General features: G+C 65.1%; 26 protein-coding genes. 10 read left to right on the forward strand and 16 right to left on the reverse strand.

All coding sequences use genetic code 11. The annotated features are described in order from the left end of the window. Positions 1–71 precede the first annotated feature (71 nt). From AC1DJH_RS10370 to sucC, 10 genes are all read right to left on the reverse strand, one after another. On the reverse strand, positions 72–1,817 hold the full coding sequence (locus AC1DJH_RS10370) for a PglL family O-oligosaccharyltransferase (RefSeq protein WP_478185626.1): 1,746 nt from the start codon (positions 1,815–1,817) through the stop codon (positions 72–74). Positions 1,818–2,041: 224 nt separating this feature from the next. Beyond that, entirely contained in the window at positions 2,042–3,805 is a 1,764-nt protein-coding gene (locus AC1DJH_RS10375) for a phosphoethanolamine transferase (RefSeq protein WP_478185627.1), read from the reverse strand. A gap of 162 nt (positions 3,806–3,967) precedes the next feature. After that, positions 3,968–4,465: a pilin gene (locus AC1DJH_RS10380; RefSeq protein WP_478185628.1), complete on the reverse strand. Its 498-nt coding sequence runs from the start codon at positions 4,463–4,465 to the stop codon at positions 3,968–3,970. A 202-nt stretch (positions 4,466–4,667) separates the two neighbouring features. Next, a complete protein-coding gene (locus AC1DJH_RS10385) occupies positions 4,668–5,471 on the reverse strand; it encodes a 3',5'-cyclic-nucleotide phosphodiesterase (protein WP_478185629.1) in 804 nt (267 codons plus the stop codon). A 29-nt stretch (positions 5,472–5,500) separates the two neighbouring features. Next, on the reverse strand, positions 5,501–7,768 hold the full coding sequence (locus tag AC1DJH_RS10390; protein WP_478185630.1) for a CHASE2 domain-containing protein: 2,268 nt from the start codon (positions 7,766–7,768) through the stop codon (positions 5,501–5,503). A 48-nt stretch (positions 7,769–7,816) separates the two neighbouring features. Next, positions 7,817–8,482 carry an FHA domain-containing protein gene (locus AC1DJH_RS10395; RefSeq protein WP_435486751.1) on the reverse strand — a complete coding sequence of 222 codons (666 nt, stop codon included), beginning with the start codon at positions 8,480–8,482 and terminating at the stop codon, positions 7,817–7,819. A 66-nt stretch (positions 8,483–8,548) separates the two neighbouring features. Next, positions 8,549–9,358, reverse strand: coding sequence for a Stp1/IreP family PP2C-type Ser/Thr phosphatase (locus tag AC1DJH_RS10400; RefSeq protein WP_478185631.1), 810 nt, complete (start codon positions 9,356–9,358; stop codon positions 8,549–8,551). Positions 9,359–9,386: 28 nt separating this feature from the next. Continuing rightward, entirely contained in the window at positions 9,387–10,070 is a 684-nt protein-coding gene (locus AC1DJH_RS10405) for a TerC family protein (RefSeq protein WP_116910421.1), read from the reverse strand. 120 nt (positions 10,071–10,190) lie between these two features. Then, positions 10,191–11,084 (reverse strand): succinate--CoA ligase subunit alpha, encoded by an 894-nt coding sequence (gene sucD / locus AC1DJH_RS10410; RefSeq protein WP_435437361.1) that lies wholly within the window; start codon positions 11,082–11,084, stop codon positions 10,191–10,193. Positions 11,085–11,094: 10 nt separating this feature from the next. Then, positions 11,095–12,261 (reverse strand): ADP-forming succinate--CoA ligase subunit beta, encoded by a 1,167-nt coding sequence (gene sucC / locus AC1DJH_RS10415; RefSeq protein ID WP_472112936.1) that lies wholly within the window; start codon positions 12,259–12,261, stop codon positions 11,095–11,097. 217 nt (positions 12,262–12,478) lie between these two features. Here sucC and argC point away from each other — a divergent pair, with 217 nt between their 5' ends. Next, positions 12,479–13,402 (forward strand): N-acetyl-gamma-glutamyl-phosphate reductase, encoded by a 924-nt coding sequence (gene argC, locus AC1DJH_RS10420; protein WP_478185632.1) that lies wholly within the window; start codon positions 12,479–12,481, stop codon positions 13,400–13,402. 24 nt (positions 13,403–13,426) lie between these two features. On the opposite strand, the gene AC1DJH_RS10425 is transcribed toward argC, so the two are convergent. Further along, positions 13,427–14,170, reverse strand: a complete 744-nt coding sequence (locus AC1DJH_RS10425; RefSeq protein ID WP_478185633.1) for a hypothetical protein — start codon at positions 14,168–14,170, stop codon at positions 13,427–13,429. 188 nt (positions 14,171–14,358) lie between these two features. Here AC1DJH_RS10425 and yiaA point away from each other — a divergent pair, with 188 nt between their 5' ends. Continuing rightward, positions 14,359–14,796 (forward strand): inner membrane protein YiaA, encoded by a 438-nt coding sequence (gene yiaA, locus AC1DJH_RS10430; RefSeq protein ID WP_478185634.1) that lies wholly within the window; start codon positions 14,359–14,361, stop codon positions 14,794–14,796. 30 nt (positions 14,797–14,826) lie between these two features. Here yiaA and AC1DJH_RS10435 read toward each other — a convergent pair whose 3' ends face one another. Both AC1DJH_RS10435 and AC1DJH_RS10440 read right to left on the reverse strand, forming a co-directional pair. Then, positions 14,827–15,669 (reverse strand): IclR family transcriptional regulator, encoded by an 843-nt coding sequence (locus AC1DJH_RS10435; protein WP_472112944.1) that lies wholly within the window; start codon positions 15,667–15,669, stop codon positions 14,827–14,829. Positions 15,670–15,679: 10 nt separating this feature from the next. Then, entirely contained in the window at positions 15,680–16,450 is a 771-nt protein-coding gene (locus tag AC1DJH_RS10440; RefSeq protein ID WP_478185635.1) for an SDR family oxidoreductase, read from the reverse strand. Between the two features lie 238 nt (positions 16,451–16,688). Between AC1DJH_RS10440 and AC1DJH_RS10445 the strand changes: the two genes are divergently transcribed. From AC1DJH_RS10445 to AC1DJH_RS10480, 8 genes are read left to right on the forward strand one after another with little or no spacing between them, the layout of a single operon-like run. Further along, positions 16,689–17,345 (forward strand): RraA family protein, encoded by a 657-nt coding sequence (locus tag AC1DJH_RS10445; protein WP_478185636.1) that lies wholly within the window; start codon positions 16,689–16,691, stop codon positions 17,343–17,345. Positions 17,346–17,352: 7 nt separating this feature from the next. After that, positions 17,353–17,688: a UxaA family hydrolase gene (locus AC1DJH_RS10450; protein ID WP_472112953.1), complete on the forward strand. Its 336-nt coding sequence runs from the start codon at positions 17,353–17,355 to the stop codon at positions 17,686–17,688. A gap of 25 nt (positions 17,689–17,713) precedes the next feature. Further along, positions 17,714–18,967 (forward strand): UxaA family hydrolase, encoded by a 1,254-nt coding sequence (locus AC1DJH_RS10455; RefSeq protein ID WP_478185637.1) that lies wholly within the window; start codon positions 17,714–17,716, stop codon positions 18,965–18,967. Between the two features lie 55 nt (positions 18,968–19,022). Continuing rightward, complete coding sequence (locus tag AC1DJH_RS10460; RefSeq protein WP_435486740.1) at positions 19,023–19,706, forward strand: amino acid ABC transporter permease; 684 nt, start codon at positions 19,023–19,025, stop codon at positions 19,704–19,706. A 16-nt stretch (positions 19,707–19,722) separates the two neighbouring features. Further along, the gene (locus AC1DJH_RS10465; RefSeq protein WP_478185638.1) at positions 19,723–20,379 is read left to right on the forward strand and encodes an amino acid ABC transporter permease; all 657 of its coding nucleotides are present in this window, start codon (positions 19,723–19,725) and stop codon (positions 20,377–20,379) included. Continuing rightward, positions 20,363–21,091, forward strand: coding sequence for an amino acid ABC transporter ATP-binding protein (locus tag AC1DJH_RS10470; RefSeq protein ID WP_472112958.1), 729 nt, complete (start codon positions 20,363–20,365; stop codon positions 21,089–21,091). Before AC1DJH_RS10465 ends, AC1DJH_RS10470 begins: the two co-directional genes overlap by 17 nt. A 35-nt stretch (positions 21,092–21,126) precedes the next feature. Continuing rightward, the gene (locus AC1DJH_RS10475) at positions 21,127–21,948 is read left to right on the forward strand and encodes a transporter substrate-binding domain-containing protein (protein WP_478185639.1); all 822 of its coding nucleotides are present in this window, start codon (positions 21,127–21,129) and stop codon (positions 21,946–21,948) included. Positions 21,949–21,953: 5 nt separating this feature from the next. Continuing rightward, entirely contained in the window at positions 21,954–23,063 is a 1,110-nt protein-coding gene (locus tag AC1DJH_RS10480) for a mandelate racemase/muconate lactonizing enzyme family protein (protein ID WP_478185640.1), read from the forward strand. A gap of 19 nt (positions 23,064–23,082) precedes the next feature. Here the strand turns inward: AC1DJH_RS10480 and AC1DJH_RS10485 are convergent, their stop codons facing one another. Genes AC1DJH_RS10485 through recA form a run of 3 tightly spaced genes read right to left on the reverse strand, consistent with a single transcriptional unit; the run spans position 23,083 to position 25,120 of the window. Further along, positions 23,083–23,511 (reverse strand): SRPBCC family protein, encoded by a 429-nt coding sequence (locus tag AC1DJH_RS10485; RefSeq protein WP_435486736.1) that lies wholly within the window; start codon positions 23,509–23,511, stop codon positions 23,083–23,085. After that, positions 23,492–23,953: a recombination regulator RecX gene (gene recX / locus AC1DJH_RS10490; protein ID WP_478185641.1), complete on the reverse strand. Its 462-nt coding sequence runs from the start codon at positions 23,951–23,953 to the stop codon at positions 23,492–23,494. The genes AC1DJH_RS10485 and recX overlap by 20 nt, the downstream gene beginning before the upstream one ends. Positions 23,954–24,004: 51 nt before the next feature. Continuing rightward, the gene (gene recA / locus AC1DJH_RS10495; RefSeq protein ID WP_435437346.1) at positions 24,005–25,120 is read right to left on the reverse strand and encodes a recombinase RecA; all 1,116 of its coding nucleotides are present in this window, start codon (positions 25,118–25,120) and stop codon (positions 24,005–24,007) included. Positions 25,121–25,237: the final 117 nt, after the last annotated feature.

The following is a 25,237-nucleotide window of genomic DNA, read 5'->3' on the forward strand; positions in this document are numbered from 1 at the left end:
CCTTCTGTAAAGAAGCCGCTTATCAGGGGATAAACGCCGCTCGTCGTCCCCGCGAAGACGCTGGGCGGGGCTCAAAGGGCGGAAGCATCAACTGGTTTGCCTTCAAGCCAAAGTTCGTATTGACGTGGAAACGCAACACCGAAACGTTGCGCTTCCGCCTGGGCCTCGTCGTGCAGGCCCAGCAATTCGGCGCTTTCGATGAGCTTCACGATCACACGGGGTTCGGGCGAGAAGTGCACAAGTCGTCGAGCCAGCCCATGGATTTCCGTCGCGTTGGCGGCGGCTACCGTGGTGAGGGTGAGTGCGGCAAAGTCGACCTGATTCGCAAACAGCCACGAGCCTTGCGCTGCTTCGAGTGGATGCTCCTCGTACTGAGGCAACCGCTCGTCCCGAGGCAGATAGATCTGGCTGATGCGGATGTAGTCCCAGCTTGCATAGCCGACGATGGCGATCAACACCGCCGCAGCTACCGACGAAAAGGCCTGAAGCCTGGGCCGGGGTCGATCTCGATCTGCTACCGCTCGCTTGGCGGGCCAGAGTACGCCGAGGCAAAGACCGAACACCATCTGGAACGGCCCGTACCACAACGGATATTCGAGCAGGCTGTGCAGCACGATCACGCCCAGCAGTCCCCAGGCCATGACGCGGAACGGATCGCGCTCTCGCCACGGCTGCGCGGTGATGACGAACCAGATGAAGCCACCACACACGAGCACCGCCGCCGGAATGCCGAGCTCGACCGCAAGGTGCAGGGGCAGGTTGTGGGCGTTGTCGAGGATCTCGACGAAGCGCGCTCCCGGGTACAGCGTGCTGTGCATGTAGTGCGCGAAGCTCAGTTCGCCCCAGCCCAAACCCCGCCACGGGTGCTCCGCGATGAGCGTCAGCACGTTGTGCCAGAGAATCAGCCGGCTGTGGCCGACCGGAGCGCCTTCGCTCAGTCGCTGCGCCATGCTCTCGGCTCCATGGCCGACGAGTTGGGGCAACACCCAGGCGGCCGCGAAGTACAGCGGAGTCAGGGACAGGAGAGCCAGCGGGGCAGGCAAGCGGTACGCCGCCGCTGGGCCAGCCTTACAGCCAAAGCGCAGGTCACGTCGTTCACGACGCGCCATCCAGGCTGCTGCACCAATGATCAGGAGAAACTCCAGCAGGCCCGTTCGCGACGTAGATGCTGCGGAGCCCACCACCAGCAAGACAACCGCTGCCAGCCAAGCAAGGCGCCTGGAGGGGGCCGAGTTCTTGCGCATGGCGTGAAGCCAGAGCGCGGCAATGAGGGCCATGCCGATCAAGCTGGCAAACTGGTTGCGCTGGCGCAGGTTGCCGAAAGCCTGTCCGACTGCGGGCGAGGTCGTCCACGGCTCCAGATGTTCTGCCAACCCGTAGTACTGGAGCAGGCCGAGCACGGCACTGATGAGTCCGGCTCCCAGCAAGCCATGTGCGATGACCGCGTGCCAGCGGGTACCGCGGTTGACGAGGCTCGAGCCCACGCTGGCTGCCATGGCGGCGACGACGATGGCAACGACCGCGGGGATGCGGGCGCCGAGGCCAAGCCCGGAGTCGACAGAAGCGGTGACAAGGAACGCTAATACCGCGAGCCAAGCGATAACCCAGGGGCTCACAAAGCTAAATCTTGCTTTTGCCAAGACCAGCAACAGCGCGATGGAGAGCCAAGACGCCAACTGCTGCCAGACGTTGACCGACGGGCCGGCCGCCACAGGCCATATGAATGGCATTGCGATCAGCGAGGGGCAGAAAATAGAGGCGAGAGCCTGTGCAGACGCATCGCTACTGATTGGATGCGTCGCCGTGGGTAAATTCATCGCGCCGATTCTGCCTGCGTATCGAACCGGAGCCGAGTTTTGCCAAAAACAAGCATCAAGCCAATTTAACGATGTACCCGTTACAAAATTCAATTAAACGATTTTGGCATTGCTGGCTCCAAACGTCAGATGCTATTTCAGTGCGCCAAGGCCTAAAAAAATCAAATAATTCGCCGACAGAAAAATTCCAATACTCCAGGAATCGCTGAGCATCTCATTCGCTTTTAAGGTCTGATTTCGCAAGGATTTCGGGCTACCGACTTGTCAAAATCAGCCCAGCCGTTATTAGCGAAGACGCGTCGTGGTCGATGACCCTCATCAAACCAAGTCGCCGTCCTCGAGTCAATTGGTGTGGCAACACCAACAAGATCAAGCAGTGTCTGCGGCACGGCACTGGAACTCTTCGGCCGCGCTCGCGATTTTGAGAGCATCGCCAGTCTATCTCCGATCCTCAGTCTCGCCTTTTCGCTAGCCCAAATGAAGGCCGGAACAGTGAACGAATGACTTGAATTTCGCGTGATGCTCATCGCCTTGCATTGTTCGTCAAATACATCCTGCCCGTGATCAGAAATGTACATCACTAGTGCCGCATCACCTTTTCGACTGACAGCTTCGATGATTTGAGATAACAGAAAATCCGTGTACTCGATGCTGTTGTCGTAGGCATTACTAACCTGAACAGCAAGCGAGGAGTTGTTTTTAATGCCATCCTGCGCCGGAACAGTCGTCAACGAAGGACGGTAGATGTCAAAAGCGGGCGGATAGCGATGGGAGAAATCAAAATGGCTTCCCAGCGTATGCACCACAATAAACTTCTTTCCCGAAATATCCAGTTTTCGGCGCAACGGCTCGACAAGCACTTCGTCGTAAGTTCCTCGCGCGTCATAGCTGGTTGGGTTGAAGTAAGTGGCTTCGTCCGCATCGCCGGCATACATGGCAATGGGGCTCTCGTAGAAACCACCTACTCCTTGGTTGGACAACCAAAATGTCCGGTAGCCCACCTGCTTCAACGCCGCCAGGATAGAAGGCTCCGGCCGAAGAGCGACACTGCCGTCGCTTTTCAGCAAGGGGCGACGGGAAATCAGGTTCGGCACCGCATATCGCGTGGCGACCGACTCGGTCGCCACGTCCGGAAACAGGATCAAATCGCTCATCGTCGATAGTCGCGGCGTAGTGGGGCGCTCATAACCAAACAGCTGCCAGCGATCAGAGCGAGAAGACTCTCCGATAACTAAGACCACAGTATCTGGATAAGCATCGGTAAGCTTCGGCGTGAAGTCGAAGCCAGCCAGTTCCGCCCTAAGCTGCCGAACAATCGATGCATCTTGCCGTATTGAAAAAATCGACAGGGGCAAGTCAAGCGGATAGACCGCCCCGAATCTGGCTAGCAAGCTGCCCGCTCTGCTGACGAAAGGCTCAGAGGTAACAGCAGGATCACCCTCGTTCATATACGTAAGCATGGGCGCACACAGAATGACCGGAAGGGCCAATAAGACCCACCAGCGGGATCGGTGCGTCCATTCCACCCGCCCACGATAGAGGCGCCGCCCTACGACAATGGAAATTAGGATGAACAGTAGCGGAAGTAAAACACTCCACCCTAATGTTGTTAAAAACTCGGAGAGTTCACGTGCGTCCGTCTCCATTGCCATGCCGACGGAGGTCGGCGTCACAGGCTGCGCAAAGGCAAGACGCAAGAAAACTTCAACCGGCCACCAAAGCGAACACAAAGTCGCGACGATAAGGCCCATCCATAGACGGGGCACGACCGCAAAGGTCAGAAGCCAAAAACAGATCGCAAATGCGATGCTTTCTACATATGTTGCCTCCAAAACATTGGCAGCGTTGCGCACAGCCATGACGTTCGGAGCGACGATTATTAGCACCAACGACACAAGCAGCAGAACTGTGATCCCCGCGCGCTCCTTTTTTTTCGGTAGTTCTGTCCTATTAGCGATTTTTGAAGCTGAAAGTTCGGGTTTGCGCACGATCGGACTCTACTTTGATCGGACAGATCGATCAATCGTATTGAGATTACGATATTCGCTCAACACGGCCATCGGGCTATGAGTATGAAGCCTGCTGATGTCCATGCTTTTTTGTCAAAAAAAAGCCGCCCGAAGGCGGCTGACTAAATGCGGGACGTGTGATTAAGTCGCAGCAGCAGTCTGGCAAGTCTGAGGACGCAGTTTTGCAGCAACGTTCGTTGAGCATGTCCATGCGCCGGAAGTTCCAGCAGTCTTATCGTCTGCGCCGCGGGTCCAGATAATTTTCTGACCCACGACCTGTGAATTGCCCTTCAGTGTGCAGCTCACGACGCTCGCACCAGATGCAGCGGTCACTGTTGCGTCATATGTGCAACGATCAGATGCAACGCCGGTCGACGGGTTGGGGGTCAAGCCCACAGCGAGCACACCGGCGTTGCCGGTAGCGATGTCTGCAGCGAGGCCGTCGGCGATCTTGGTTTCGATATTGGTCTTGGCGGGCGAAATCTCAGCCAAACCAGCCGCAACTTGCGACTTAGCAATGTAATCCTGATAAGCCGGCAGAGCCACAGCAGCCAAGATACCAATGATCGCCACGACGATCATCAATTCGATAAGTGTAAAGCCGGCCTGTGCGCGGCGGGCGAGAGTGCGATGGTTCATGAACTAACTCCAGGTTGGTTGGTTGAGCCCGGGAACCTGCCCGGAGCGCAGTACCTTCCGCAGCATCTGTGCCAACCGGCTTTCAATCGTTTACACAGTCAAAGTAGTGCATTTGTTCACACTTCAGTTACAGCGCGTGACACTTCTTGGCTGTGCTGGCAACAACCGGTGACATGTTTGTCACTCTTCAGCTCCAACGAACTCAAAACGTCAGCACCCCATCCGCCCTCAGCCAGCGAATGTCCCGCTGCGCCAGCCCCGCCACCTGCCGGGCCGCCAGCCCTTCGATCTGGCTCATGATTTCCTCGGTCTCCGCGGGCTTGGTGTGCGTGATGTAGATCGGGTACTGCTTGCCCGGATCGATCTGCGCCAGCTCGTCAGCCAGCACCGACGGCGACAGGTGCAGGCTGCGCTCGGCCAGCGCCTGCTCGCGGCTGCTGAAGGCCGTCTCGATCACCAGCATTGCCACGTCCAGCGCGTTCACGCGCTTCCAGAAGGGCGCGTTGCGCTCGGTGTCGCCGGTGAAAACCCAGTGAGCGCCTCCTTCGGCGCGCCGCACGGCGAAGCCGCAGGCCGGCACGGTGTGCACGGCCGGCAGCACCTCGATGCGCTTGGGCACGCGGCTGCCCAGGTGCAGCGACTGCCCGACCGCAATGTCATGAAAGCTCACGAAGGGCGCTTCCTGGCTCGGAATGTTCTCGAAGTCCGGCCAGATGACGTTGTTGAACACATGCGTGCGCAGCGCCTCGATGGTGGCCCTCAGCGCATGCACGCGCAGCGGCTGGGCGCGGCGGCTGCCGACGGCGTCGAGCATCAGGGGCAGCGCAGCGATGTGGTCGAGGTGGCTGTGGGTGAGCACCACGTCGTCGATGGCGGCCATTTCGTCGAGCGTGAGGTCTCCGACCCCCGTGCCCGCGTCGACGAGCAGGTCGGTGTCGACCAGAAACGAGGTGGTGCGGCAGCCTTTGGCGATGGCGCCCGAGCAACCCAGCACACGAACCTGCATTGTGAGAGACCCCTTGTGTGTGTCTGCCGTCATTTGGTTTCGAACCGGGTTGCGCCGTCCCAGTTCGGGTCTTGCGGACGCAACGCCATCGAGGCTAAACGCTGGGCGTAGAGCTGGTAAAGGACTTTTTTGGCATCCTCGGCGAGCAAGGGGGCGAGCAGGCTTCGGCCCAGGGCCCAGTCCTGGCGCCGGTAGGCGGCGAGCACGTCGCTCCAGCGCTCGAGCATGCGGCGGGCGTGCTCGACGGATTCGGGGGTGCGTGCGACCAGCGGCGTGAACACGGCCACCGCCTGGGCCTTGCCCTTGACGCGCACGCTGTCGAGCTCCTGCCAGAGATGGCCCGGCGCCATGGCCCGGGTCGCGCTGCTGGCGACAATTTCGACGCCGTAGTGCCCGCTCAGGCCCTCGAGCCGGGACGCAAGGTTGACCGCGTCGCCCACCACGGTGTAGCTGCGGCGCTCGGTCGAGCCCATGTCGCCCACGCTCATCACGCCGCTGTTGATGCCGATGCCCACGCTGATCTCCGGCCGGCCGCTGTCGCGGTGGATGCGGTTGATGTCGCGCACGGCGTCGCCCATGTCCAGGGCGGCCTGCACGGCGAGCGTGGCGTGGTCGGGCGTGTCGATGGGCGCGCCCCAGAAGGCCATGACGCAGTCGCCCATATACTTGTCGACGGTGCCACGGTGCGCGCTGATGACGTCGGTGAGCCGGCTGAACACGGTGTTGAGAAAGGCCTGCAGCTCGGCCGGCGCCATCTGCTCCGACAGGCGGGTGAAGTCGCGCATGTCGCAGAACAGCACGGTCATGGGCTTGCTCTCGGCGCGCATGCTGTAGCGGTCGGGGTGCGCCATCATTTCGTTGACCAGTTGCGGCGGCACGTAGGTGCCGAAGAGCCGGGCCAGCCCCCGCCGGGCGCGCGATTCGACGAAGTAGCCCCAGCTCATGTTGAGCACGAACGCCAGCGCCGTCATGGCCAGCGCCGACGCCAGCGGCAGGACGAGCCCGTGGCCCACGTAGAGCCAGAGGTTGAGGCCGACCAGCGCGGCGACGGTGCCGGCGGCCAGCAGCACGGCGCGCGACGCCGACAGCAGCGACAGCCCGAAGGCCAGCACGAGCCCCGCCGCCAGGAGCAGCAGCACCTCGTAGCCCGGCGCGTAGTCCGGCACGCTCAGCAGGCGGTGATCGAGCAGGCCGGAGACGACGTTGGCATGCACCTCGACGCCCGGAAACGCTGCGTCCACGGGGGTGGCGCGCAGGTCCTGCAGGCCCGGCGCGGTGGCGCCGAGCAGCACGATCTTGTCTTTCAGCTCGCCAAATGCGAGCTTGCCTTCCAGCACGTCGGCGGCGGGCACATAGCGAAACGATCCGCCGTTCGCGCCGCCGGGCCCGCGAAACGGCACCTGCATGCTGGCGCCCTGGTCGACCGGAATGCGCAACGGGCCCAGCCGCAGCGACGAGAGCCGGGGCGCCCCCGCGCCGGCGCCCGACGCGAAGGCCGGCAGCACCGCCGGCGAGCCGTTGGCGAGCCGGTAGACCGCGAGCCCCAGCGATTCGTAGTACCCAGGCTGCGCCTGGTCGCCTTCGTAGCGGGCGAGCAGCGGCACGCTGCGGATTGCGCCGTCGCCGTTGGCGCCGACCAGCATGTTGAGAAAGCCGGCGGCCGGCGCGGCCTGGGCCAGCGCAGGCAGGCTGGCGCCGAACCCGTTCCAGGTCGTGCCGTAGGTGCCGCCCGCGGGAAAGGCGCCGGCCGGCAGCAGCGGCGTGGCGGGCAACTGGCCCTTGGCGCGGGACGGCTGCGTGCGGTTGAAGTAGTAGCCGAGCGCCACCCGCTGGCCTTTCAGGGCTCCGGCAAAGGTGGCATCGTGGTCCAGCGAGGGCGCCAGCCGCTCGACCTCCGACGCCAGGCCGGGCACGCCCTGCAACGGCCCGTTCGCCATCTCGCGCAGCCGTTCGAGGCCGGAGCTGCGGTCGGGTTCTAGAAACATCACGTCGAAGCCGAGCACGGCGGCCTGCTGGCGGGTCAGCAGTTCGGTGGTGAGGCGGGCCATCTTGTCGCGCGGCCAGGGCCACTGACCCTGGCGCGCCAGGCTGGCGTCGTCGACGTCGACGATCACCACGCGCGGATCGGCCGTGCGCGGCATGGTGGCGCGCAGGCGGACGTCGTAGATCAGCAGGTCAAGGCGTTCGAGTGCGCTCAGCGGCCAGGCGCCGGTGGCATGCGCCAACGCCAGCAACAGCGGCAACAGCGTGATGGCGATGCGCGGCCAGTGGCGCCGCAGTTCGCTCCACTTGCTCACGACAGCCCGTCCTTGCGGGCGTTGCCGCGGCAGGCCACGGGGGGAAATTCAGATGCGAACGAACTGCATGCGCGTGGCGCCGCCGAGCTCGAGCACGTCGCGCTCCTGCAAGGCGACCGCCTCGGTGCCCAGCTGCAGCCCGTTGAGCGTGACGTTGCCCTCGACGCCTGCGGCCACGTAGCCCTGCCGGCGGCGCGTGACGACGGCCACGGCGACGCCGGGCTTGCCGATGGTGGTGACGACCTTCTGCAGCGCAACGTCCTGGCCTTCGTTGGCACCAGCCAGCACCCGCAGCACCGGAATGCCCAGCTCGACCAGCGCGCCGGACTCGGTGGGCGCCGACGACAGCGGCACGGCACCCGAATGTCCCGAGTGCTCGGGCAAGGTGGTTCGCACGGAACCGGGGCCGATGGCCAGGTTGCTTCGCGCCCGGAAATGGATGCGGCAGCCACCGACCTCGATGACGTCGTTGTCCTTGAGCGCCTGCTTCTGGATGGCGAGCGCATTGACGTACGTACCGTTGGTACTGTTGAGATCTTCAATTTCGACTTGACCATCGCCATCGCTCATGTGCAGCACGGCGTGCTCGCCGCTGACCGCCAGATTGTCGATCACGATGTCGTTGTAGGCACGTCGTCCCAGCGTCGTGCGTTCCTTGGCGAGTGCCACTTGTCCGATGACAACGCCATCGACAGAGATGATCATCTTCGGCATTGCCGACTCCCCGATTGCAAAGCTTGAGTGAGGGCAAGCGGGACGGTGGGGTGCCGTCCAGGCCTGCTACTTGGCCGCGCGAGACGTTTCCAGGACGCTCGCCCGTGCCAGAACAACCGAAATATTGTCCCGTCCGCCATTGTCGTTTGCAATTGCAACTAAAAGTGAAGATTTTTTCTGAAGCCCGATATCGTGCGCAAGAAGCGTGAAAAGCTGCTCATCGGAAATCATCTCGCTCAGTCCGTCGGAGCAGAGCATATAGAGATCGCCCGGTCTTGCGCTGTGTTCGTGCATTTCCAGCATGACCTGCGGCTCCACGCCCACCGCGCGGGTCACGAGGTTACGGGTCGGCGAATTGAGCGCTTCCTCGGCGGTGATGGCGCCGGCGTCGAGTTGCTGCTGGCGCAGCGAATGGTCGCGCGTGAGCAGTTCGAGCTTGTCGTTGCGCACGCGGTAGCAGCGCGAATCGCCGATATGGCCGACCACCACGCGCTGCGGCCGGAAGGCCGCCAGCACCAGCGTGGTCCCCATGCCCTGCAGCTCGGGGTTGGTGGTGCCGGCATGCAGGATGGAGCCATTGGCCTCGTCCGTGGCGGCCTGCAGCGCCCGGCGGACCACCCGGGCCGGCGCCTGCATGCCGGCCTGGGCGAACCAGCGGCCGAAGCTGGCATGCATCAGCGACACGGCCATCGCACTCGCCACTTCGCCGCCCTTGTAGCCGCCCATGCCGTCGGCCAGCAGGGCCAGCCCGAGCGCGGAATCGACGTGGACGGCGTCTTCGTTGTGGGCGCGCAACCGCCCGACATCGGTCAGGGAGGCGAACTCCCAGGTCAGCGCGGGGCGGGTCGAGAACAGGGAAACGCCGACACTCGCCATGGTTTGCCAGTGCCGACTTCTCAGAAACTCAGTGTGCCGCGGCGTGCGCACGCCGTTGCAACAGGCGGCCGACGGCCACGACGAACAGGGCACCGGCAGCAGCTGCCGCATAGTGCAACCAAGGATTGGCCGCGAGCGTGTCGCGCAGCGCCACGTCGCTCACGATGGTTTCGCCACCGACCCAACCGATCAGCGCGGCACCCAGCATGACGATGATCGGGAAGCGTTCCATGAGCTTGATCATGAGGGTGCTGCCGAAAATGACCAAGGGAATACTGATCGCCAGGCCCAGCACCAGCAGCACCATGCTGCCCTGCGCGGCGGCCGCCACGGCAATGACGTTGTCCAGGCTCATCACCAGGTCGGCCAGCAGGATGGTGCGCACGGCGACCATCATGCTGCCGTATTCCTTGGACTCGCCCTCGCCCTCGTCGTCGCCGCTGAGCAGCTGCGTGCCGATCCACAGCAGCAGCAGGCCGCCGACGATCTGCAGGAAGGGCAGCGCGAGCAGCTTGGCCGCCACCACCGTGAGCACGATGCGCAGCACCACGGCCGCGCCCGAGCCGAACATCACGGCCTTTTTCTGCTGTGCGGGCGGCAACGAGCGCGCCGCCATGGCGATCACCACGGCGTTGTCGCCCGACAGGATGATGTTGATCCAGACGATCTTGAGCAGACCTATCCAGAAATCTGTGCTTTGAAGGAGTTCCATGTCTCTGATCCCACTGTGTTTTATTTGAAAAAAGCGCCCGCAATCCAGTGCGGGCGCTTTTTTTGTTTCTGCGTGGTCCTCGCATGACCCGGCTCTGCGGCCGGTGTCGTGGAGCGTCTCTTACAGACGTGCCTTGAGCAGCTTGGCCAGCTCGGAGAAGTTGCGCGTCACGGTGAAGCCGCACTCTTCCATGATGGCGAGCTTGGCATCGGCCGTGTCGGCGCCGCCCGAGATCAGCGCGCCGGCGTGGCCCATGCGCTTGCCGGGAGGGGCGGTGACACCGGCGATGAAGCCGACGACCGGCTTCTTCATGTTGTCCTTGCACCAGCGGGCGGCGTCGGCCTCGTCGGGTCCGCCGATTTCGCCGATCATGATGACGGCGTCGGTGTCCGGATCGTCATTGAAGGCCTTCATCACGTCGATGTGCTTCAGGCCGTTGATCGGGTCGCCGCCGATGCCGACTGCCGACGATTGGCCCAGGCCGATTTCCGTCAGTTGAGCCACGGCTTCGTACGTCAGCGTGCCCGAGCGCGAGACCACGCCGATGCGGCCCTTGCGGTGGATGTGGCCGGGCATGATGCCGATCTTGATTTCGTCGGGCGTGATCAGGCCGGGGCAGTTCGGGCCCAGCAGCAAGGTCTTCTTGCCGCCGGCCGCTTCCTTGGCCTTCATCTTGTTGCGCACTTCGAGCATGTCGCGAACAGGAATGCCTTCGGTGATGCAGATCGCCAGGTCCAGGTCGGCCTCGACGGCTTCCCAGATGGCGGCCGCTGCGCCTGCCGGCGGCACGTAGATCACCGACACGGTGGCGCCGGTCTGCGAAGCGGCTTCCTTCACCGAACCGAAGATCGGGATGTTGAAGATCGACTCGCCGGCCTTCTTCGGGTTCACGCCCGCCACGAAGGCGTTCTTGCCGTTCGCGTATTCCTGGCACTTTTCCGTGTGGAACTGACCGGTCTTGCCGGTGATGCCTTGGGTGATGACTTTGGTGTCTTTGTTGATGTAGATCGACATGACTTGTTCCTTAGGCCTTCTTGACTGCTGCCACGACCTTCTGGGCCGCGTCCGCCATGGTGTCGGCGCTGATGATCGGCAGGCCCGAATCGGCCAGCAGCTTCTTGCCTTCGACTTCGTTGGTGCCCTTCATGCGCACGACCAGCGGCACTTGCAGGTTCACGGCCTTGCAGGCCGCGATCACGCCGGTGGCGATGGTGTCGCACTTCATGATGCCGCCGAAGATGTTCACGAGGATGGCTTCCACGTTCTTGTTCTTCAGCATGATCTTGAAGGCTTCGGTGACCTTCTCGGGGGTGGCGCCGCCGCCCACGTCCAGGAAGTTGGCCGGCTCGCCGCCGAACAGCTTGATGGTGTCCATGGTGGCCATGGCCAGGCCGGCACCGTTCACCAGGCAGCCGATGTTGCCGTCCAGCGAGATGTAGGCGAGGTCGAACTTGGAGGCTTCGACTTCGGCCGCGTCTTCTTCGTCGAGGTCGCGCAGGGCCACGATTTCGGGGTGGCGGAACAGCGCGTTGCTGTCGAAGTTGAACTTGGCGTCCAGCGCCATGACGTTGCCCTTGCTGTCACGGTTGAGCGGGTTGATCTCGACCAGCGAGGCGTCCGTCTCCATGTAGCAGGTGTAGAGCTTCTTCAGGATGTCGACCGTTTGCGCGGTCGAGTCGGCCGGCATGCCGATGCCGTCGGCGATCTGCTTGGCCTGTTCGTCGGTCAGGCCCTTTTCGGGGTCTGCGAACACCGTGATGATCTTCTCGGGCGAGGAGTGGGCCACTTCCTCGATGTCCATGCCGCCTTCGCTCGAAGCGATGAAGGCCACCTTCTGGGTGGCGCGGTCGGTCACGGCGGAAATGTAGTATTCCTTGTTGATGTCGGCGCCGTCCTCGATGTAAAGGCGGCGGACCTTCTGGCCTTCGGGGCCGGTCTGGTGTGTCTTGAGCTGCATGCCGAGGATTTCACCGGCGAGCTTCTTGACGTCTTCGATGGTCTTGGCGACCTTGACGCCGCCGCCCTTGCCGCGGCCACCCGCGTGAATCTGGGCCTTGATGACCCAGACCGGGCCTCCAAGTTTCTGGGCGGCTTCGACCGCCTCCTGGACCGTGTAGGCCGGAATGCCGCGCGGCACTGGCACGCCGAACTTGGCAAGGATTTCCTTGCCTTGGTACTCGTGAATCTTCATGAGGGATGTCTCTCGGAAGGAGGAGGTTGAGAACGGGAATCTGCGGGTGAGAGTGTTTCTGCTCTGTTGCTCGCGGGCGACGGCAGCCTGACGGCTGGGGGCGGCGAACAACCGCGGACTGTATCATGGTGCGCCGCACCAATACTGTACGTGGGGTTGCGGTCAATACGTACTTTCTTCTAGACCCCCTCCCCCCCGGAACACAGAGCACTCCACCATGGCCAAGGTTTTCATCGACGGCGAAGCCGGTACCACCGGCCTGCAGATTCGCGAGCGGCTCCAGACGATGCCCCAGATCGAACTCGTGAGCATCGCGCCCGAGCTGCGAAAGGACGTCAACGCCAAGCGCGACCTGATGGCCGGCGTCGACCTGGTGGTGCTGTGCCTGCACGACGACGCGGCGCGCGAGTCGGTGGCGCTCATCGACCAGCTGCCGGGCGCCAAGCCCAAGATCATCGACGCCTCCACGGCCCACCGCATCGCCCCGGGCTGGGTGTTCGGCTTTCCCGAACTGGCCGAAGGCCACTGGCAGGCCGTGGCCAAGGCCGAGCGCGTCGGCAACCCCGGCTGCTATGCCACCGGCGCCATCGCCATGGTGCGCCCGCTGGTCGACGCAGGCATCCTGCCGGTCGACTTTCCGATTTCGCTGCCCTCCGTGAGCGGCTACTCGGGCGGCGGCCGGACCATGATCGAGGCCTACGAAAAGGGCGAGGCGCCCCTGTTCGAGACCTACGCGCTCGGCCTGAAGCACAAGCACATTCCCGAAATCATGGCCTACACCGGCCTGACCCGCCGCCCGGTCTTCATTCCCTCGGTGGGCAATTTCAAGCAGGGCATGCTGGTGCAACTGCCGCTGCACCTCGACCTGCTGCCCGGCAAGCCGAAGGCCGCCGACCTGCACGAAGCGCTGGCTGCGCACTACGCGAAGAGCAACACGCCCGAGCAGTTCGTGAAGGTGCTGCCGCCTACCGAAGACGGCAAGCTAGAGCCGCAGGCGCTCAACGACACCAACGAACTCGAGATCCGCGTGTTCCCGAACGAGGACCACCACCATGCCGTGGTCATCGCCCGCCTGGACAACCTGGGCAAGGGCGCCAGCGGCGCCGCGGTGCAGAACCTGAAGCTGATGCTGGCGCTCTGAGCGCCCGGCCTCGCTTCCCCTGGCTCAGTTGACGAGCCAGAGCCCCACGCCCAGCAGCGCCGCGTGCGCGCCCAGCGCGATGTACAGCGGCGTGCGCGAGGGCTCCGCCATGTCCTGCAGGGTTTCGTTGATGCGGCGCGTGAGCAGCGCACGCAGCGCCGGGTCCTGCACCGGGCCTTCGCCGGGTGAAACGACCGGCTCGCCATGCGCGGCACGGCTCTCCTGCCACTCGGCCATCATTTCGCTCAGCGGCAGCCGGTTGAGCACAAAGCCCACCACCGAACGCACCGCCTTGCCCTCGCCCAGCAGGGGCGCGAGCTGCTTGCTCAGCGCATCGGCCGACAGCCAGTCTGCCGCGCGGTGCAGCGTGCCGTGGGCGCGCGGCATCGCCTCGATGCGGGCGGCAATCGCGCCGGACAGCCGCTGCGACACCGCCTCGCCGCGCGCCGCGACCAAGTGCTGCATCGCGCGTGCGCGCCCTTGCGCCACACCCAGCATCACGTAGACGACCACGAACAACAGCAGCAAAAACGCCACCAGCACCGACGGCGTGGTGATCAGCGCAACGATGGCGCCCGCACCGCCGGCCCGCGCCGCGACGTTGCCCGGCCCATTCAGCTGGCTCAGGTAGAAAAAGAAGACGCCCCCGCCCAACACCACGCCGAGCAAACCGCCCTTGACGACGGAGCCGGCAAAAGCCAGCCCGGCCTTGGCGCCGGTGCGAACAAGGGACGGCTGGGCATCGGGACCGGTAGAACCTGTGGACATGCGGGACTCCTCCAACTAATTTATTAATTCAGTTCCGCAAAGCACTTGGGATTGATGCGGATCGGTACGGATCGACGCTGAAAAATTCAGCAAATGCGAACAAGTGCAGCATCGCACACACGCGTTGGATCATGCCATCGGCCCGCGCCACCAGAATCGCCCTTCACAAACACAAAGGGAGGAATTCAATGGACCGCACATTTCAAAAACCCACGGGCGCCTTCATTGCGGCGTCCTGGACCGCGCTGCTCGCAGGCGCGGTCGCTTACCTGATCGGGCTCTGGAATGCCACGATGCAGCTCAATGAAAAAGGCTATTACTTCACCATCCTGATGTACGGCCTCTTTGCCGCCGTGTCATTGCAAAAGAGCGTGCGCGACCGGCTCGAGGGCACGCCCGTCACGGGCATCTATTACGGCCTGTGCTGGATTTCTATGCTGCTCGCCATCGGGCTGCTGGCTGTCGGCCTGTTCAATTCGACGCTGGCCCAGAGCGAAAAAGGCTTCTACGCCATGGCCTACCTGCTCAGCCTGTTCGGCGCCGTGGCGGTCCAGAAGAATGTGCGCGATCTCACGGCGCGCCGTACCGAGGCGCCATCGGCCGCGGAGATGCCCGAAGCCGGGTGACGCCCACCCCGCGCGCCCACGGCCCGCGGCTCACTCGTTGTCGTTGTAGCCGCTCGCCCCCATCAGCGCCGACAGCCGCGCGGCGATGTTGCCGACGATGCCGCGCACCTGCACCGCGTCGGGCGCCGACTTCTGGTCGATGCGCTCGATGTACGGCACGTTGATCGACGCGATCACGTGGTCGGCCGCACCCATCACCGGGTACGCGATGTTGGTGATGCCGCGCGTCTGCTTGCTCGGCATGGCCGAGTAGCCGCGCGCGCGCACCTCCTGAAGAATGGCGAACAGCTCGCCCGGGTCCATGTCGAGTTCGCCTTCCACGCCGATGTGGGCGCGCAGCATGCGGGCGCGGTCGATCTCGTCGCGAAACGCCAGCAGCACGTGCCCCGAGGACGTGTCCGTCAGCCCCATCACCACGCCCACCTTGAGCCCGAACGACCAGCGCTCCGGGCTTTCGACCTGCGCGATGACAACCACGCGTCCGCCCTGGTACATGGTCAGGTGGCACGACTGGCGCGCCCGGTTGGCCAGCTCGCGCAGCAGCGGCAGCGCGGCGCTCACCAGGCTTTTCAGCGGCTGCTGGCGGTGCGCCAGCTCGAACATGCGCAGCGTGAGCGTGTAGCGGTCGTTCTCGTCGACCTGCACGTAGCCGCGCCGCTGCAGGGTCACGGCCATGCGGAAGATCTCGCTGACCTTGCGCCCCACCTTCTGCGCCAGTTCGTTGAGCGTGTAGCCCCCGGGGCTGTCGGCCAGCGCCTCCAGGATGTCCAGCCCCTTCTCGAGCGCCGGCGCGGCATAGCGCAGCGCGCCCTCGCCCTCAGGCGCTGCCTCGTCCTGGCCCTGTTGTTCTTCCGGCGCTGGTGCTTGCTTCATTGTTCCCTGCTCAGTTCGACCATCCACCGTCGATCATATGGACCGCGCCGGTGGTGAAGGCCGACTCGTCGGACGCGAGGTAGACCACCAGCGCCGCGATCTCTTCCGGCTTGCCGACGCGCCCCAGCGGCTGGCGGGCCACGAAGGCGGCGCGGACCGTGGCCTCGTCGGCACCGGCCTGCTCGGCCTGCGCCGCGATGCGGTCGCGCAGCGAGGGCGACTCGACCGTGCCCGGGCAGATGGCGTTGCAGCGTACGCCCTGCTGGATGAAGTCGGCCGCCACCGCCTTGGTCAGCCCGATCACCGCCGCCTTCGAGGCGCCGTAGACGAAGCGGTTCGGCACGCCCTTCACGCTCGACGCGGCCGAAGCCATGTTGATGATCGAGCCGCCGCGCTCCAGCATCGCCGGCAGGAAGGCGCGGATGGTGCGGTACATCGACTTCGCGTTGAGGTCCATGCTGAAGTCCCAGTCGGCCTCCTCGCAGGCCAGGATGTTGCCGCTGTGCACGAAGCCGGCGCAGTTGAACAGCACGTCGAGCCGGCCCGCGGTCGGTGCGAAGGCCTGCAGTGCGGCGCTGTCGCGCACGTTGAGCGTGGCGGTCTTCAGGCCCGACAGGCCTTCTTCCCGGGCCAGCGCGGCGAGCTCGGCCAGCGCCGCCTCGTCCACGTCGGTGGCCCACACCGTGCCGCCTTCGCGCGCCAGCGCCAGCGCGCTGGCGCGGCCGATGCCCTTGCCGGCGGCGGTGACGAGGATGTTCTTTCCCTGAACGCGTGAAGTCATTGCGCAATGTCCTTGAGTGAGTTGTCGGCCGTTTCGATGCACAAGTGAAATACATATTTCACTGATGAAATTAAATATACGCGACATATCCGCGCTGGCTGCCTCTCAGAAACCCGCGTGTGTCTGCCAATTCATTGGTAATTACCCTCGAATTGGCGCAAACCCCAGCCGCAATCGCGCACGCCACTGCTAACCTTAATTCTGAAAAGTAGTTTCACCTAAGAAAACGAAAGCCGCCATGCCTCACGATTCCGCACTGCTCCCTCGCCTGCAAGCCTGCTACACCGGCATCCTTCACGACGTGATGCGCGCGGCCGGCCTGCGCGACTTCACGCTGCCGCCCACGCTGCGCCCGCTGATCGCCGGCCAGAAGCTGTGCGGTCCGGCTTTCACCGTGAACGGCCGCGTCGACCCCACGGCCGATCCGCACGAGACGCTGATGGCCTGGACCGGCTTTCTCTCGCGCGCCAAGCCCGGCCACATCGCCGTGATCCAGCCCAACGACTCGACCGTGTCGCACATGGGCGAGCTCTCGGCCGAGACGCTGGGCCGCAAGGGCGTGCTGGGCGTGATCGCCGATGGCGGCGTGCGCGACGCCGAATTCATCCTGCAGCAGGGCTTTCAGGTGTGGCACCGCTACTTCACGCCGCGCGACGTGGTGGGCTACTGGCTGCCCGACGCGATGGACGTGCCGGTGCGCATAGGCGAGGTCACGGTGAACCCCGGCGACCTGCTGCTGGCCGACACCGATGGCGTTGTCTGCCTGCCGCTCGCGCAGGCCGAGGCCATCGTCACCGAGGCCGAGCACATGATGGGCCGCGAGAACCTCGTGCGCACGGCCATCCTCGCGGGCACCGACCCGCAAGAGGCCTACCTGAAGTACCGCAAGTTCTGAGCGCCGGATGCCCCACACATCCTCCACGCCCGCCATCGACGCCCGGCTGGTGCTGCTCTCGCCGGCCGACAACTGCCTGATCGCCTGCACCCACCTGGCCGCCGGCACCGCCGTGCAGCTCGAAGGCGGCACGGTGGCCCTGGACAAGGACATCGGCCTGGGCCACAAGCTCGCGCGCCATGCCATCGCCGCCGGACAGCAGGTGCGCAAGTACGACGCCGTCATCGGCAGCCTGCGCACGCCGGTCGAGGCCGGCGCGCACATCCACACCCACAACCTCGACAGCGACTACACGCCCACGTACACGCTGGACGAGGGAAAGACCTTCGTCGGCCACGCCTGAGGCGCCCCACCTTCGCATGAACGGCATGAACACTCCCAACCCGCTCCAGATCCACGGCTTCCCGCGTGCCGACGGCCGCAAGGGCATCCGCAACGTGGTGGTCGTGGCCTACCTCGTCGAGTGCGCGCACCACGTGGCGCGCGAGATCACGCTCAACTTTCGCCAGCAGGACGGTGAATCCGAAGTGCACCTCGTGGGCTTCCCCGGCTGCTATCCGAACGAGTACGCCGAACGCATGATGGAAGCGATTGCCACGCACCCCAACGTGGGCGCGACGCTGCTCATCTCGCTGGGCTGCGAGAGCATGAACAAGCGCAAGCTCGAGCAGGCCGTGGCGGCCTCGGGCCGGCCGGTGCACACGTTCACCATCCAGCAGAAGGGCGGCACGCGCAGCACCATCCGCGAAGGCACGGAATGGGTGCAGTGGGCGCTGGCCGAGCTCGCGCAGCAGCAGCGCGTGCCCATGGAGCTGAGCGAGCTGGTGGTGGGCACCATCTGCGGCGGCTCCGACGGCACCAGCGGCATCACCGCCAACCCGGCCGTGGGCCGCGCCTTCGACCTGCTGATCGCGCAGGACGCACGCTGCATCTTCGAGGAAACCGGCGAGCTGATCGGCTGCGAGTTCCACATGCAGCGCCGCGCCGCCACTCCCGAGCTGGGCCAGGCCATCGTCGACTGCGTGGCCAAGGCCGCGCGCTACTACAGCACCATGGGCCACGGCAGCTTCGCGCCGGGCAATGCGGATGGCGGCCTCTCGACCATCGAGGAGAAGTCGCTGGGCGCGTACGCCAAGAGCGGCGCCTCGCCCATCAACGGCATCGTGAAGCCCGGCGACGTGCCCACGCAACCCGGCCTCTACCTGCTGGACGTGGTGCCCGACGGCGAGCCGCGCTTCGGCTTTCCGAACATCAGCGACAACGCGGAAATCGTCGAACTCATCGCCTGCGGCGCGCACCTGATCCTGTTCACCACCGGGCGCGGCTCGGTGGTGGGCTCGGCGGTGTCGCCGGTCATCAAGGTCTGCGCCAACCCCGACACCTACCGCCAGCTCGGCGAGGACATGGACGTGGACGCCGGCCGCATCCTCGAAGGGCGCGGCACGCTGCAGGAGGTGGGGCAGGAGATCTTCGACGCGGTGCGCAGCGTGGCGAACGGCGCGGCCAGCAAGTCGGAGGCGCTGGGCCATCGCGAGTTCATCCTGACCTACAAGGCCTTCGAACCGATCGGGCCTGCGTGCCTGCCTATCGCCCAAGTGGCTCGCGTCGCGCACGCCGCCTGAGCGTCTTGCGCCGCGCCCTCCCCGCCTTTTTGCTGGCCTTCCGGAGCCCCCATCCTTGAACTACCAGTTCGACTTCGCGCCCGTGCTCGCGCAGTGGCCCTTGCTGCTCGACGGCGCCTGGACCACCGTGCAGCTGTCGTTCATTGCCACCGTGCTGGGCTTCGCGCTCGGCACGGCCTGTGCGCTGGGCCGCAACAGCCGCCATGGCTGGCTGCGCCACCTCACGGGCGGCTACGTGGAGGCGGTGCGCAACACGCCGCTGCTGATCCAGAGCTACTTCCTCATCTTCGGCCTCTCCAGCGCGGGCGTGACGATGCCGATCATGGTGGGCGCGGTGCTGGCGCTGGTGGTGAACATCGGCGCATACAGCTGCGAGATCATCCGCGCGGGCATCGAGTCGATCCACAAGGGCCAGCTCGAAGCGGCGCAGTGCCTGGGGCTGTCGAAGCTGCAGGTGTTCTGGCACGTGATATTGCGGCCCGCCGTGGAGCGCGTGTACCCGGCGCTCGCGAGCCAGTTCGTGCTGCTGATGCTGGCCTCCAGCATCATGTCGTCGATCGGCGCGGAAGAGCTGTTCGGCGTGGCCAACCGCATCCAGTCGGACACCTTCCGCAACTTCGAGATCTTCATCGTGCTGTGGGTGGTGTACCTCGCGCTGTCGTACGCCATGCGCCTGGGCTTCTGGCTGCTGGGCATGCTGATCTTCCCGCGCCGGCGCAAGCTGGGCACGCCGCTGTGAAGAAGGTTGGCAAGCCATGAGCTTCATGCCCATCGATCACTTCGGCTTCCTGTTGATGGGCGCATGGGGCACGGTGCAGCTCTCGGCGCTCGCGTTCGTGGGCGGCGGGCTCATCGGCCTCGCGGTGGCGCTGGCGCGCGTGTCGCCGATCAAGGCCGTGCGCGTGGCCGCCGCGGGCTACATCCAGGTCATCCAGGGCACGCCGCTGCTGGTGCTCATGGGCGTGTGCTTCTTCGGGCCCAACATCGCGGGCGTCGGCTCGGTGCCCGCGCTTGCCGCGGCGGCGCTGGCCATCACCATCTATGCGAGCGCCTTCCTCGGCGAGATCTGGCGCGGCTGCATCCAGTCGGTGCCGCGCAGCCAGTGGGAGGCGGCCGAATGCCTGGCGCTCACGCGCTGGGAGCGCATGCGCCGCGTGATCCTGCCGCAGGCGCTGCGCATCGCCACGCCGCCCACCGTGGGCTTCCTGGTGCAGATCATCAAGAACACGTCGATCGCATCGCTGGTGGTCGGCTATGCCGAGCTTTCCTACAACGCCAAGGTGCTGAACAACTCGACGTTCCAGCCCTTCCTGTATTTCGGGTGCGCGGTGGTGCTGTATTTCATTCTTTGTTATCCGCTCTCGCGATGGAGTCGCGCCCTTGAAAGGAAGCTCAATGCAGCCCGTGGTTGAACTGAACGAGGTCCACAAGCACTTCGGCAAGCTGCATGTGCTCAAGGGCGTGTCGTTCTCCGTCACGCGCGGGCAGGTGGTGGCCATCATCGGCCAGAGCGGCTCGGGCAAGAGCACGGCGCTGCGCTGCATCGACCGGCTGGAGACCATCGACAGCGGCACCATCCAGTGCTGCGGCCACGCGGTGCACGACAACGCGCTGAACCTGCGCGACCTGCGCCAGGACGTGGGCATCGTGTTCCAGAGCTACAACCTGTTCCCGCACCTCACGGTGAAGCAGAACATCACGCTCGCGCCCAAGTCGGTGAAGAAAATGAGCGGCTCGCAGGCCGACGCCGTCGCCATGGAAGTGCTGGAGCGCGTGGGCCTGGCCGAGAAGGCCGACGCCTACCCCGAGCAGCTCTCCGGCGGCCAGCAGCAGCGCGTGGCCATTGCGCGCTCGCTCGCGATGAAGCCCAAGCTGATGCTGTTCGACGAAGTCACCTCCGCGCTCGACCCGCAGCTCACCGGCGAAGTGCTCAAGGTGATGGAGAAGCTCGCGGCGGAGGGCATGACCATGATCCTCGTGACGCACGAGATGGCCTTCGCGCGCGGCGTGGCCGACAAGGTCATCTACATGCACCAGGGGCTGGTGTGGGAGCAGGGCGACGCCAGCATCCTCGGCAACCCGCAAACGGCCGAGCTGCGCGAGTTCATCGGCACCGGGCTTTGATTTTTTCTTCTTCAGACAACTCCAGGAGACTCTCGATGACTTCCCCCTTCTCGTTCCCGCGCCGCGGCGCCCTGCTCTCGGCGCTGATGCTCGCGCTGCCGCTGGCCTTTGCCGGCGCCTCGGCACACGCCGACCAGCTCGACACCATCACCGCCGCCAAGAAGATCCGCATCGCCATCGACCTCGCGGTGCCGCCCTACGGCCTGAAGGACGAGAAGCTCAACGCCACCGGCTCCGACGTGGAAACCGCGCGCCTGCTGGCCAAGAGCCTGGGCCTGGAGCTCGAGATCGTGCCCACCACCGGCGCCAACCGCATTCCGTTCCTGCAGACCGACAAGGCCGACATCGTCATCTCCAGCATGTCGGTCACGCCCGAGCGCGAGAAGGTGGTCGACTTCTCGGTGCCCTACGCCGCCATCCTGGCCGTGGTGGGCGCACCCAAGAGCATGACCATCACGGGGCCTGCCGACCTCGCGGGCAAGAAGGTGATCGCCACGCGCGGCACCACCAACGACCAGGAACTGACCAAGGTGCTGCCGGCGAGCGCGCAGGTGATTCGCTTCGACGACGACGCCACCTCCATCACCGCCGTGGTGAGCGGGCAGGCCGACATCTTCGCGACCGCGCCACCGCTCTTGAAGACCATCAACGAGAAGAACCCGGCCAAGCAGATGGAGCCGAAGTTCACCATGAAGGTCAACTTCCTGGCCATCGGCATGCGCAAGAACGAGCCGCGCCTGAAGGCCAGGCTCGACGAGTTCGTGAAGGCGCAGCTCAAGAGCGGCGAGCTCAACACCATCTACAAGAAGTTCCATGGCGCCGACCTGCCGGCCGACGTGACGCGCAACGGGGCCTGAGCACGATGGCAAAGATCGACCAGGTCGAAATCGCGCAGATCGACATCGCGCCCAAGGTCAAGCGCACCGACGCCATCCAGTCCTTCGTGACGCAGGAGACCGTGATGGTCACCGTGCGTTGCGACGACGGCTCCGCGGGCACGGGCTACACGTACACCATCGGCACGGGCGGCTCGTCCATCGTGGCGCTGCTTCACGACCACCTGGTGCCGCGGCTGATCGGGCGCGACCCGCAGCAGTACGAGGCCATCTGGCGCGACCTGTTCTTCCACACGCACGCCACCGCCGTGGGCGCCATCACCAGCCTGGCGCTGGCGGCCATCGACACCGCGCTGTGGGACCGCAATGCGCGCGCGGCGGGCCTGCCGCTGTGGCGCCTGGCGGGCGGTGCGCAGCCGCGCGTGCCGGTCTACACGACCGAGGGCGGCTGGATGCACATCGAGCCGGCACAACTGGTGGAGCAGACGCTGGCCGCAAAGGCCGACGGCTTCCTGGGCGCGAAGATCAAGGTCGGCAAGCCGCACGTCGCGCAGGACATCGCGCGCCTCGCGGCCGTGCGCGAAGCGGTCGGTGCGGACTTCGAGCTGATGGTGGACGCCAACCAGAGCTTCACCGTGGCCGAGGCCATTCGCCGCGCACGCCAGTACGCCTCGCTCGACCTCGCGTGGTTCGAGGAGCCGATGCCGGCCGAGCATGTGCGCGGGCATGCGCAGCTGCTGGCGAGCACCTCGGTGCCGATTGCGGTGGGCGAGTCGATGTACCACCCTTCGCAGTTCGCGGAATACATCCAGCAGGGCGCCTGCTCCATCGTGCAGGCCGACGTGGCGCGCGTGGGCGGCATCACGCCGTGGCTCAAGATTGCGCACCTGGCCGAGGCGCACAACATCGCGATGTGCCCGCACTTTCTGATGGAGCTGCACGTGAGCCTGTGCGCGGCGGTGCCGAATGCGCGCTGGGTGGAGTACATCCCCCAACTCGACGACCTGACGACGAGCCGGCTGCGCATCGAAGGCGGCCACGCGGTGGCGCCGGAGACGCCGGGCCTGGGCATCGAATGGGATGCGGACCAGCTGAAGGCGCGGCGCAAGTTCGCGCCGATCGTGGTGCGCGGCTGAAGAAGCCCAGCCGCCTCGCTCAGGCTTCCAGCAGATTGCGCAGCGCCAGCAGGTCGCGCGCAATCCACTGCGCATCGCGCTCGAAGGCCGCATCGTCCATGTGCGGCTGGCGCAGCAGCGTGAACTGCAGCTCGCAGGCGTCGGGCGCGACGCCGATCACGCGAAAGGGCAGGTAGACCTCGCTCACGCCTTCGGGCGTGACCCAGTGGTCGAGCACGCCGAAGTCGTTGCGCGGCGCGAAGCGCATGCGGGCGTCGCCGCTCTCGGGCGTGCGCACGATCCAGTGGTCGCCGTGCGGCACCAGCGCGCTCTTCGCGAGGCCGCTGGCCCAGTCGGGCAGCCGCTTCGGGTCGGCCGCCAGCACGTAGGCGCGGCGCCATTCGCAGGCCACGCGCAGCGTGATCACGCGGGAGGGCGCGCCGGGGTCTTCATTCGTCTGCTGTTTCATCGAAATCGCTCCTGAGGACCTTGGACACGACGGCGCCGGAGAAACCGCGCGCCATCAGGAACCGCATCTGCTTCGCTCGCGCCTTCGCATCGGCGGGCGGGGCGTCGAAGCGGCGGCGCCACAGGGCCGTGGCGCGTTCGACTTCCGTTTCCTGCAAGCCGGCCACCGCCTGCGCGATGGCCTCGGGCGCGATGCCCTTGGCCTGCAGCTCCTGCCTCACCCGCAACGCGCCCGAACGGGCCGCACGCTGGTGGAGCACCGAGGCCACCACGCGCGGCTCGCTGATGAAGTCCTTGGCGGCCAGCTCGTCGAGCGCCTTGGCCAGCGTGCCGGGCTCTTCTTCGTGCTTTGCGAGCTTGCGCTCCAGCTCCAGACGCGAATGCTCGCGCTGGCTCAGCAGGCGCAGGGCGCGGCCTTTGAGGGAGGGGGCGTTGAATGCCATGCCGGGGTTGCTCGCGCGGCCCCGCATGAGGCCGCGGAGCCGCGCGGGGTCTTATTCGCCCTTGTCTGCCTTCTCGGCCTTGTCCGCCTTGGCGGCCTTCTGCGGCTTCTCGGGCGTGGCGCCGGCGTCGGCGGCCAGCAGCGGAATGCCCAGCGACTCGCGCACCTTGTTCTCGATCTCGCGCGACAGCTCGGGGTTCTCGCGCAGGAACTCGCGGGCGTTGTCGCGGCCCTGGCCGATTTTTTCGCCGTTGTAGGCGTACCAGGCACCCGACTTGTCGACGATCTTGGCGGTGACGCCCATGTCGATGATCTCGCCTTCGCGGCTGATGCCCTCGCCGAACAGGATGTCGAACTCCGCCGTCTTGAACGGAGGGCTGACCTTGTTCTTCACCACCTTCACCTTGGTTTCGTTGCCGATGGCCTCGTCGCCCTTCTTGATGGTGCCGATGCGGCGGATGTCCAGGCGCACCGAGGCGTAGAACTTCAGCGCGTTGCCGCCGGTGGTGGTTTCGGGCGAACCGAACATCACGCCGATCTTCATGCGGATCTGGTTGATGAAGATGACCATGCAGTTGGTCTTCTTGATGGTGGCGGTGAGCTTGCGCAGCGCCTGGCTCATCAGGCGGGCCTGCAGGCCGGGCAGCGAGTCGCCCATTTCGCCTTCGATTTCGGCCTTGGGCGTGAGCGCGGCGACCGAGTCGATGACGATCAGGTCCACGGCGCCCGAGCGCACCAGCGAGTCGACGATTTCGAGCGCCTGTTCGCCGGTGTCGGGCTGGCTGATCAGCAGGTCGGACAGGTTCACGCCGAGCTTCTGGGCGTACTGCACGTCGAGCGCGTGCTCGGCGTCGACGAAGGCGCAGGTGCCGGCCTGCTTCTGCATGGAGGCGATGACCTGCAGCGTGAGCGTGGTCTTGCCCGACGATTCAGGGCCGTAGATTTCGATCACGCGACCGCGCGGCAGGCCGCCGACGCCCAGGGCGATGTCCAGGCCCAGCGAACCGGTGGAGACCACCTGGATGTCCTCGAGCGCCTCGCCTTCGCCGAGCCGCATGATCGTGCCCTTGCCGAACTGCTTTTCGATCTGCGCCAACGCGGCCTGCAGGGCCTTGGCCTTTTCACTGTTGGCGACCGAGATGCTTGCGCCCTTGACAACTGCGTCCATGTGGAAATCTCCTTGAATATCAACGGTTTGTGTGAGGTTTCATCTAATCTGCTTTTAACCACAGGCTGGATGCTTGAACAGTAGTGTAGGGGCTCATTGGTTCGAGTAAACCCATTT

It is taken from the genome of Variovorax sp. 10N412, assembly GCF_056394985.1.

Coding starts and splice junctions, on each gene's coding strand:
- AC1DJH_RS10435 (WP_472112944.1), bottom strand. CDS start 15,669: ATGAAGCAAGCACCAGCGCCGGAAGAACAACAGGGCCAGGACGAGGCA.
- AC1DJH_RS10385 (WP_478185629.1), bottom strand. CDS start 5,471: ATGCAGGTTCGTGTGCTGGGTTGCTCGGGCGCCATCGCCAAAGGCTGC.
- AC1DJH_RS10470 (WP_472112958.1), top strand. CDS start 20,363: ATGCAGCCCGTGGTTGAACTGAACGAGGTCCACAAGCACTTCGGCAAG.
- argC (WP_478185632.1), top strand. CDS start 12,479: ATGGCCAAGGTTTTCATCGACGGCGAAGCCGGTACCACCGGCCTGCAG.
- AC1DJH_RS10405 (WP_116910421.1), bottom strand. CDS start 10,070: ATGGAACTCCTTCAAAGCACAGATTTCTGGATAGGTCTGCTCAAGATC.
- AC1DJH_RS10445 (WP_478185636.1), top strand. CDS start 16,689: ATGCCTCACGATTCCGCACTGCTCCCTCGCCTGCAAGCCTGCTACACC.
- AC1DJH_RS10455 (WP_478185637.1), top strand. CDS start 17,714: ATGAACACTCCCAACCCGCTCCAGATCCACGGCTTCCCGCGTGCCGAC.
- AC1DJH_RS10465 (WP_478185638.1), top strand. CDS start 19,723: ATGAGCTTCATGCCCATCGATCACTTCGGCTTCCTGTTGATGGGCGCA.
- AC1DJH_RS10380 (WP_478185628.1), bottom strand. CDS start 4,465: ATGAACCATCGCACTCTCGCCCGCCGCGCACAGGCCGGCTTTACACTT.
- AC1DJH_RS10395 (WP_435486751.1), bottom strand. CDS start 8,482: ATGCCGAAGATGATCATCTCTGTCGATGGCGTTGTCATCGGACAAGTG.
- AC1DJH_RS10425 (WP_478185633.1), bottom strand. CDS start 14,170: ATGTCCACAGGTTCTACCGGTCCCGATGCCCAGCCGTCCCTTGTTCGC.
- recX (WP_478185641.1), bottom strand. CDS start 23,953: ATGGCATTCAACGCCCCCTCCCTCAAAGGCCGCGCCCTGCGCCTGCTG.
- AC1DJH_RS10480 (WP_478185640.1), top strand. CDS start 21,954: ATGGCAAAGATCGACCAGGTCGAAATCGCGCAGATCGACATCGCGCCC.
- recA (WP_435437346.1), bottom strand. CDS start 25,120: ATGGACGCAGTTGTCAAGGGCGCAAGCATCTCGGTCGCCAACAGTGAA.
- yiaA (WP_478185634.1), top strand. CDS start 14,359: ATGGACCGCACATTTCAAAAACCCACGGGCGCCTTCATTGCGGCGTCC.
- AC1DJH_RS10400 (WP_478185631.1), bottom strand. CDS start 9,358: ATGGCGAGTGTCGGCGTTTCCCTGTTCTCGACCCGCCCCGCGCTGACC.
- AC1DJH_RS10370 (WP_478185626.1), bottom strand. CDS start 1,817: ATGAATTTACCCACGGCGACGCATCCAATCAGTAGCGATGCGTCTGCA.
- AC1DJH_RS10440 (WP_478185635.1), bottom strand. CDS start 16,450: ATGACTTCACGCGTTCAGGGAAAGAACATCCTCGTCACCGCCGCCGGC.
- AC1DJH_RS10450 (WP_472112953.1), top strand. CDS start 17,353: ATGCCCCACACATCCTCCACGCCCGCCATCGACGCCCGGCTGGTGCTG.
- AC1DJH_RS10475 (WP_478185639.1), top strand. CDS start 21,127: ATGACTTCCCCCTTCTCGTTCCCGCGCCGCGGCGCCCTGCTCTCGGCG.
- AC1DJH_RS10485 (WP_435486736.1), bottom strand. CDS start 23,511: ATGAAACAGCAGACGAATGAAGACCCCGGCGCGCCCTCCCGCGTGATC.
- sucD (WP_435437361.1), bottom strand. CDS start 11,084: ATGTCGATCTACATCAACAAAGACACCAAAGTCATCACCCAAGGCATC.
- sucC (WP_472112936.1), bottom strand. CDS start 12,261: ATGAAGATTCACGAGTACCAAGGCAAGGAAATCCTTGCCAAGTTCGGC.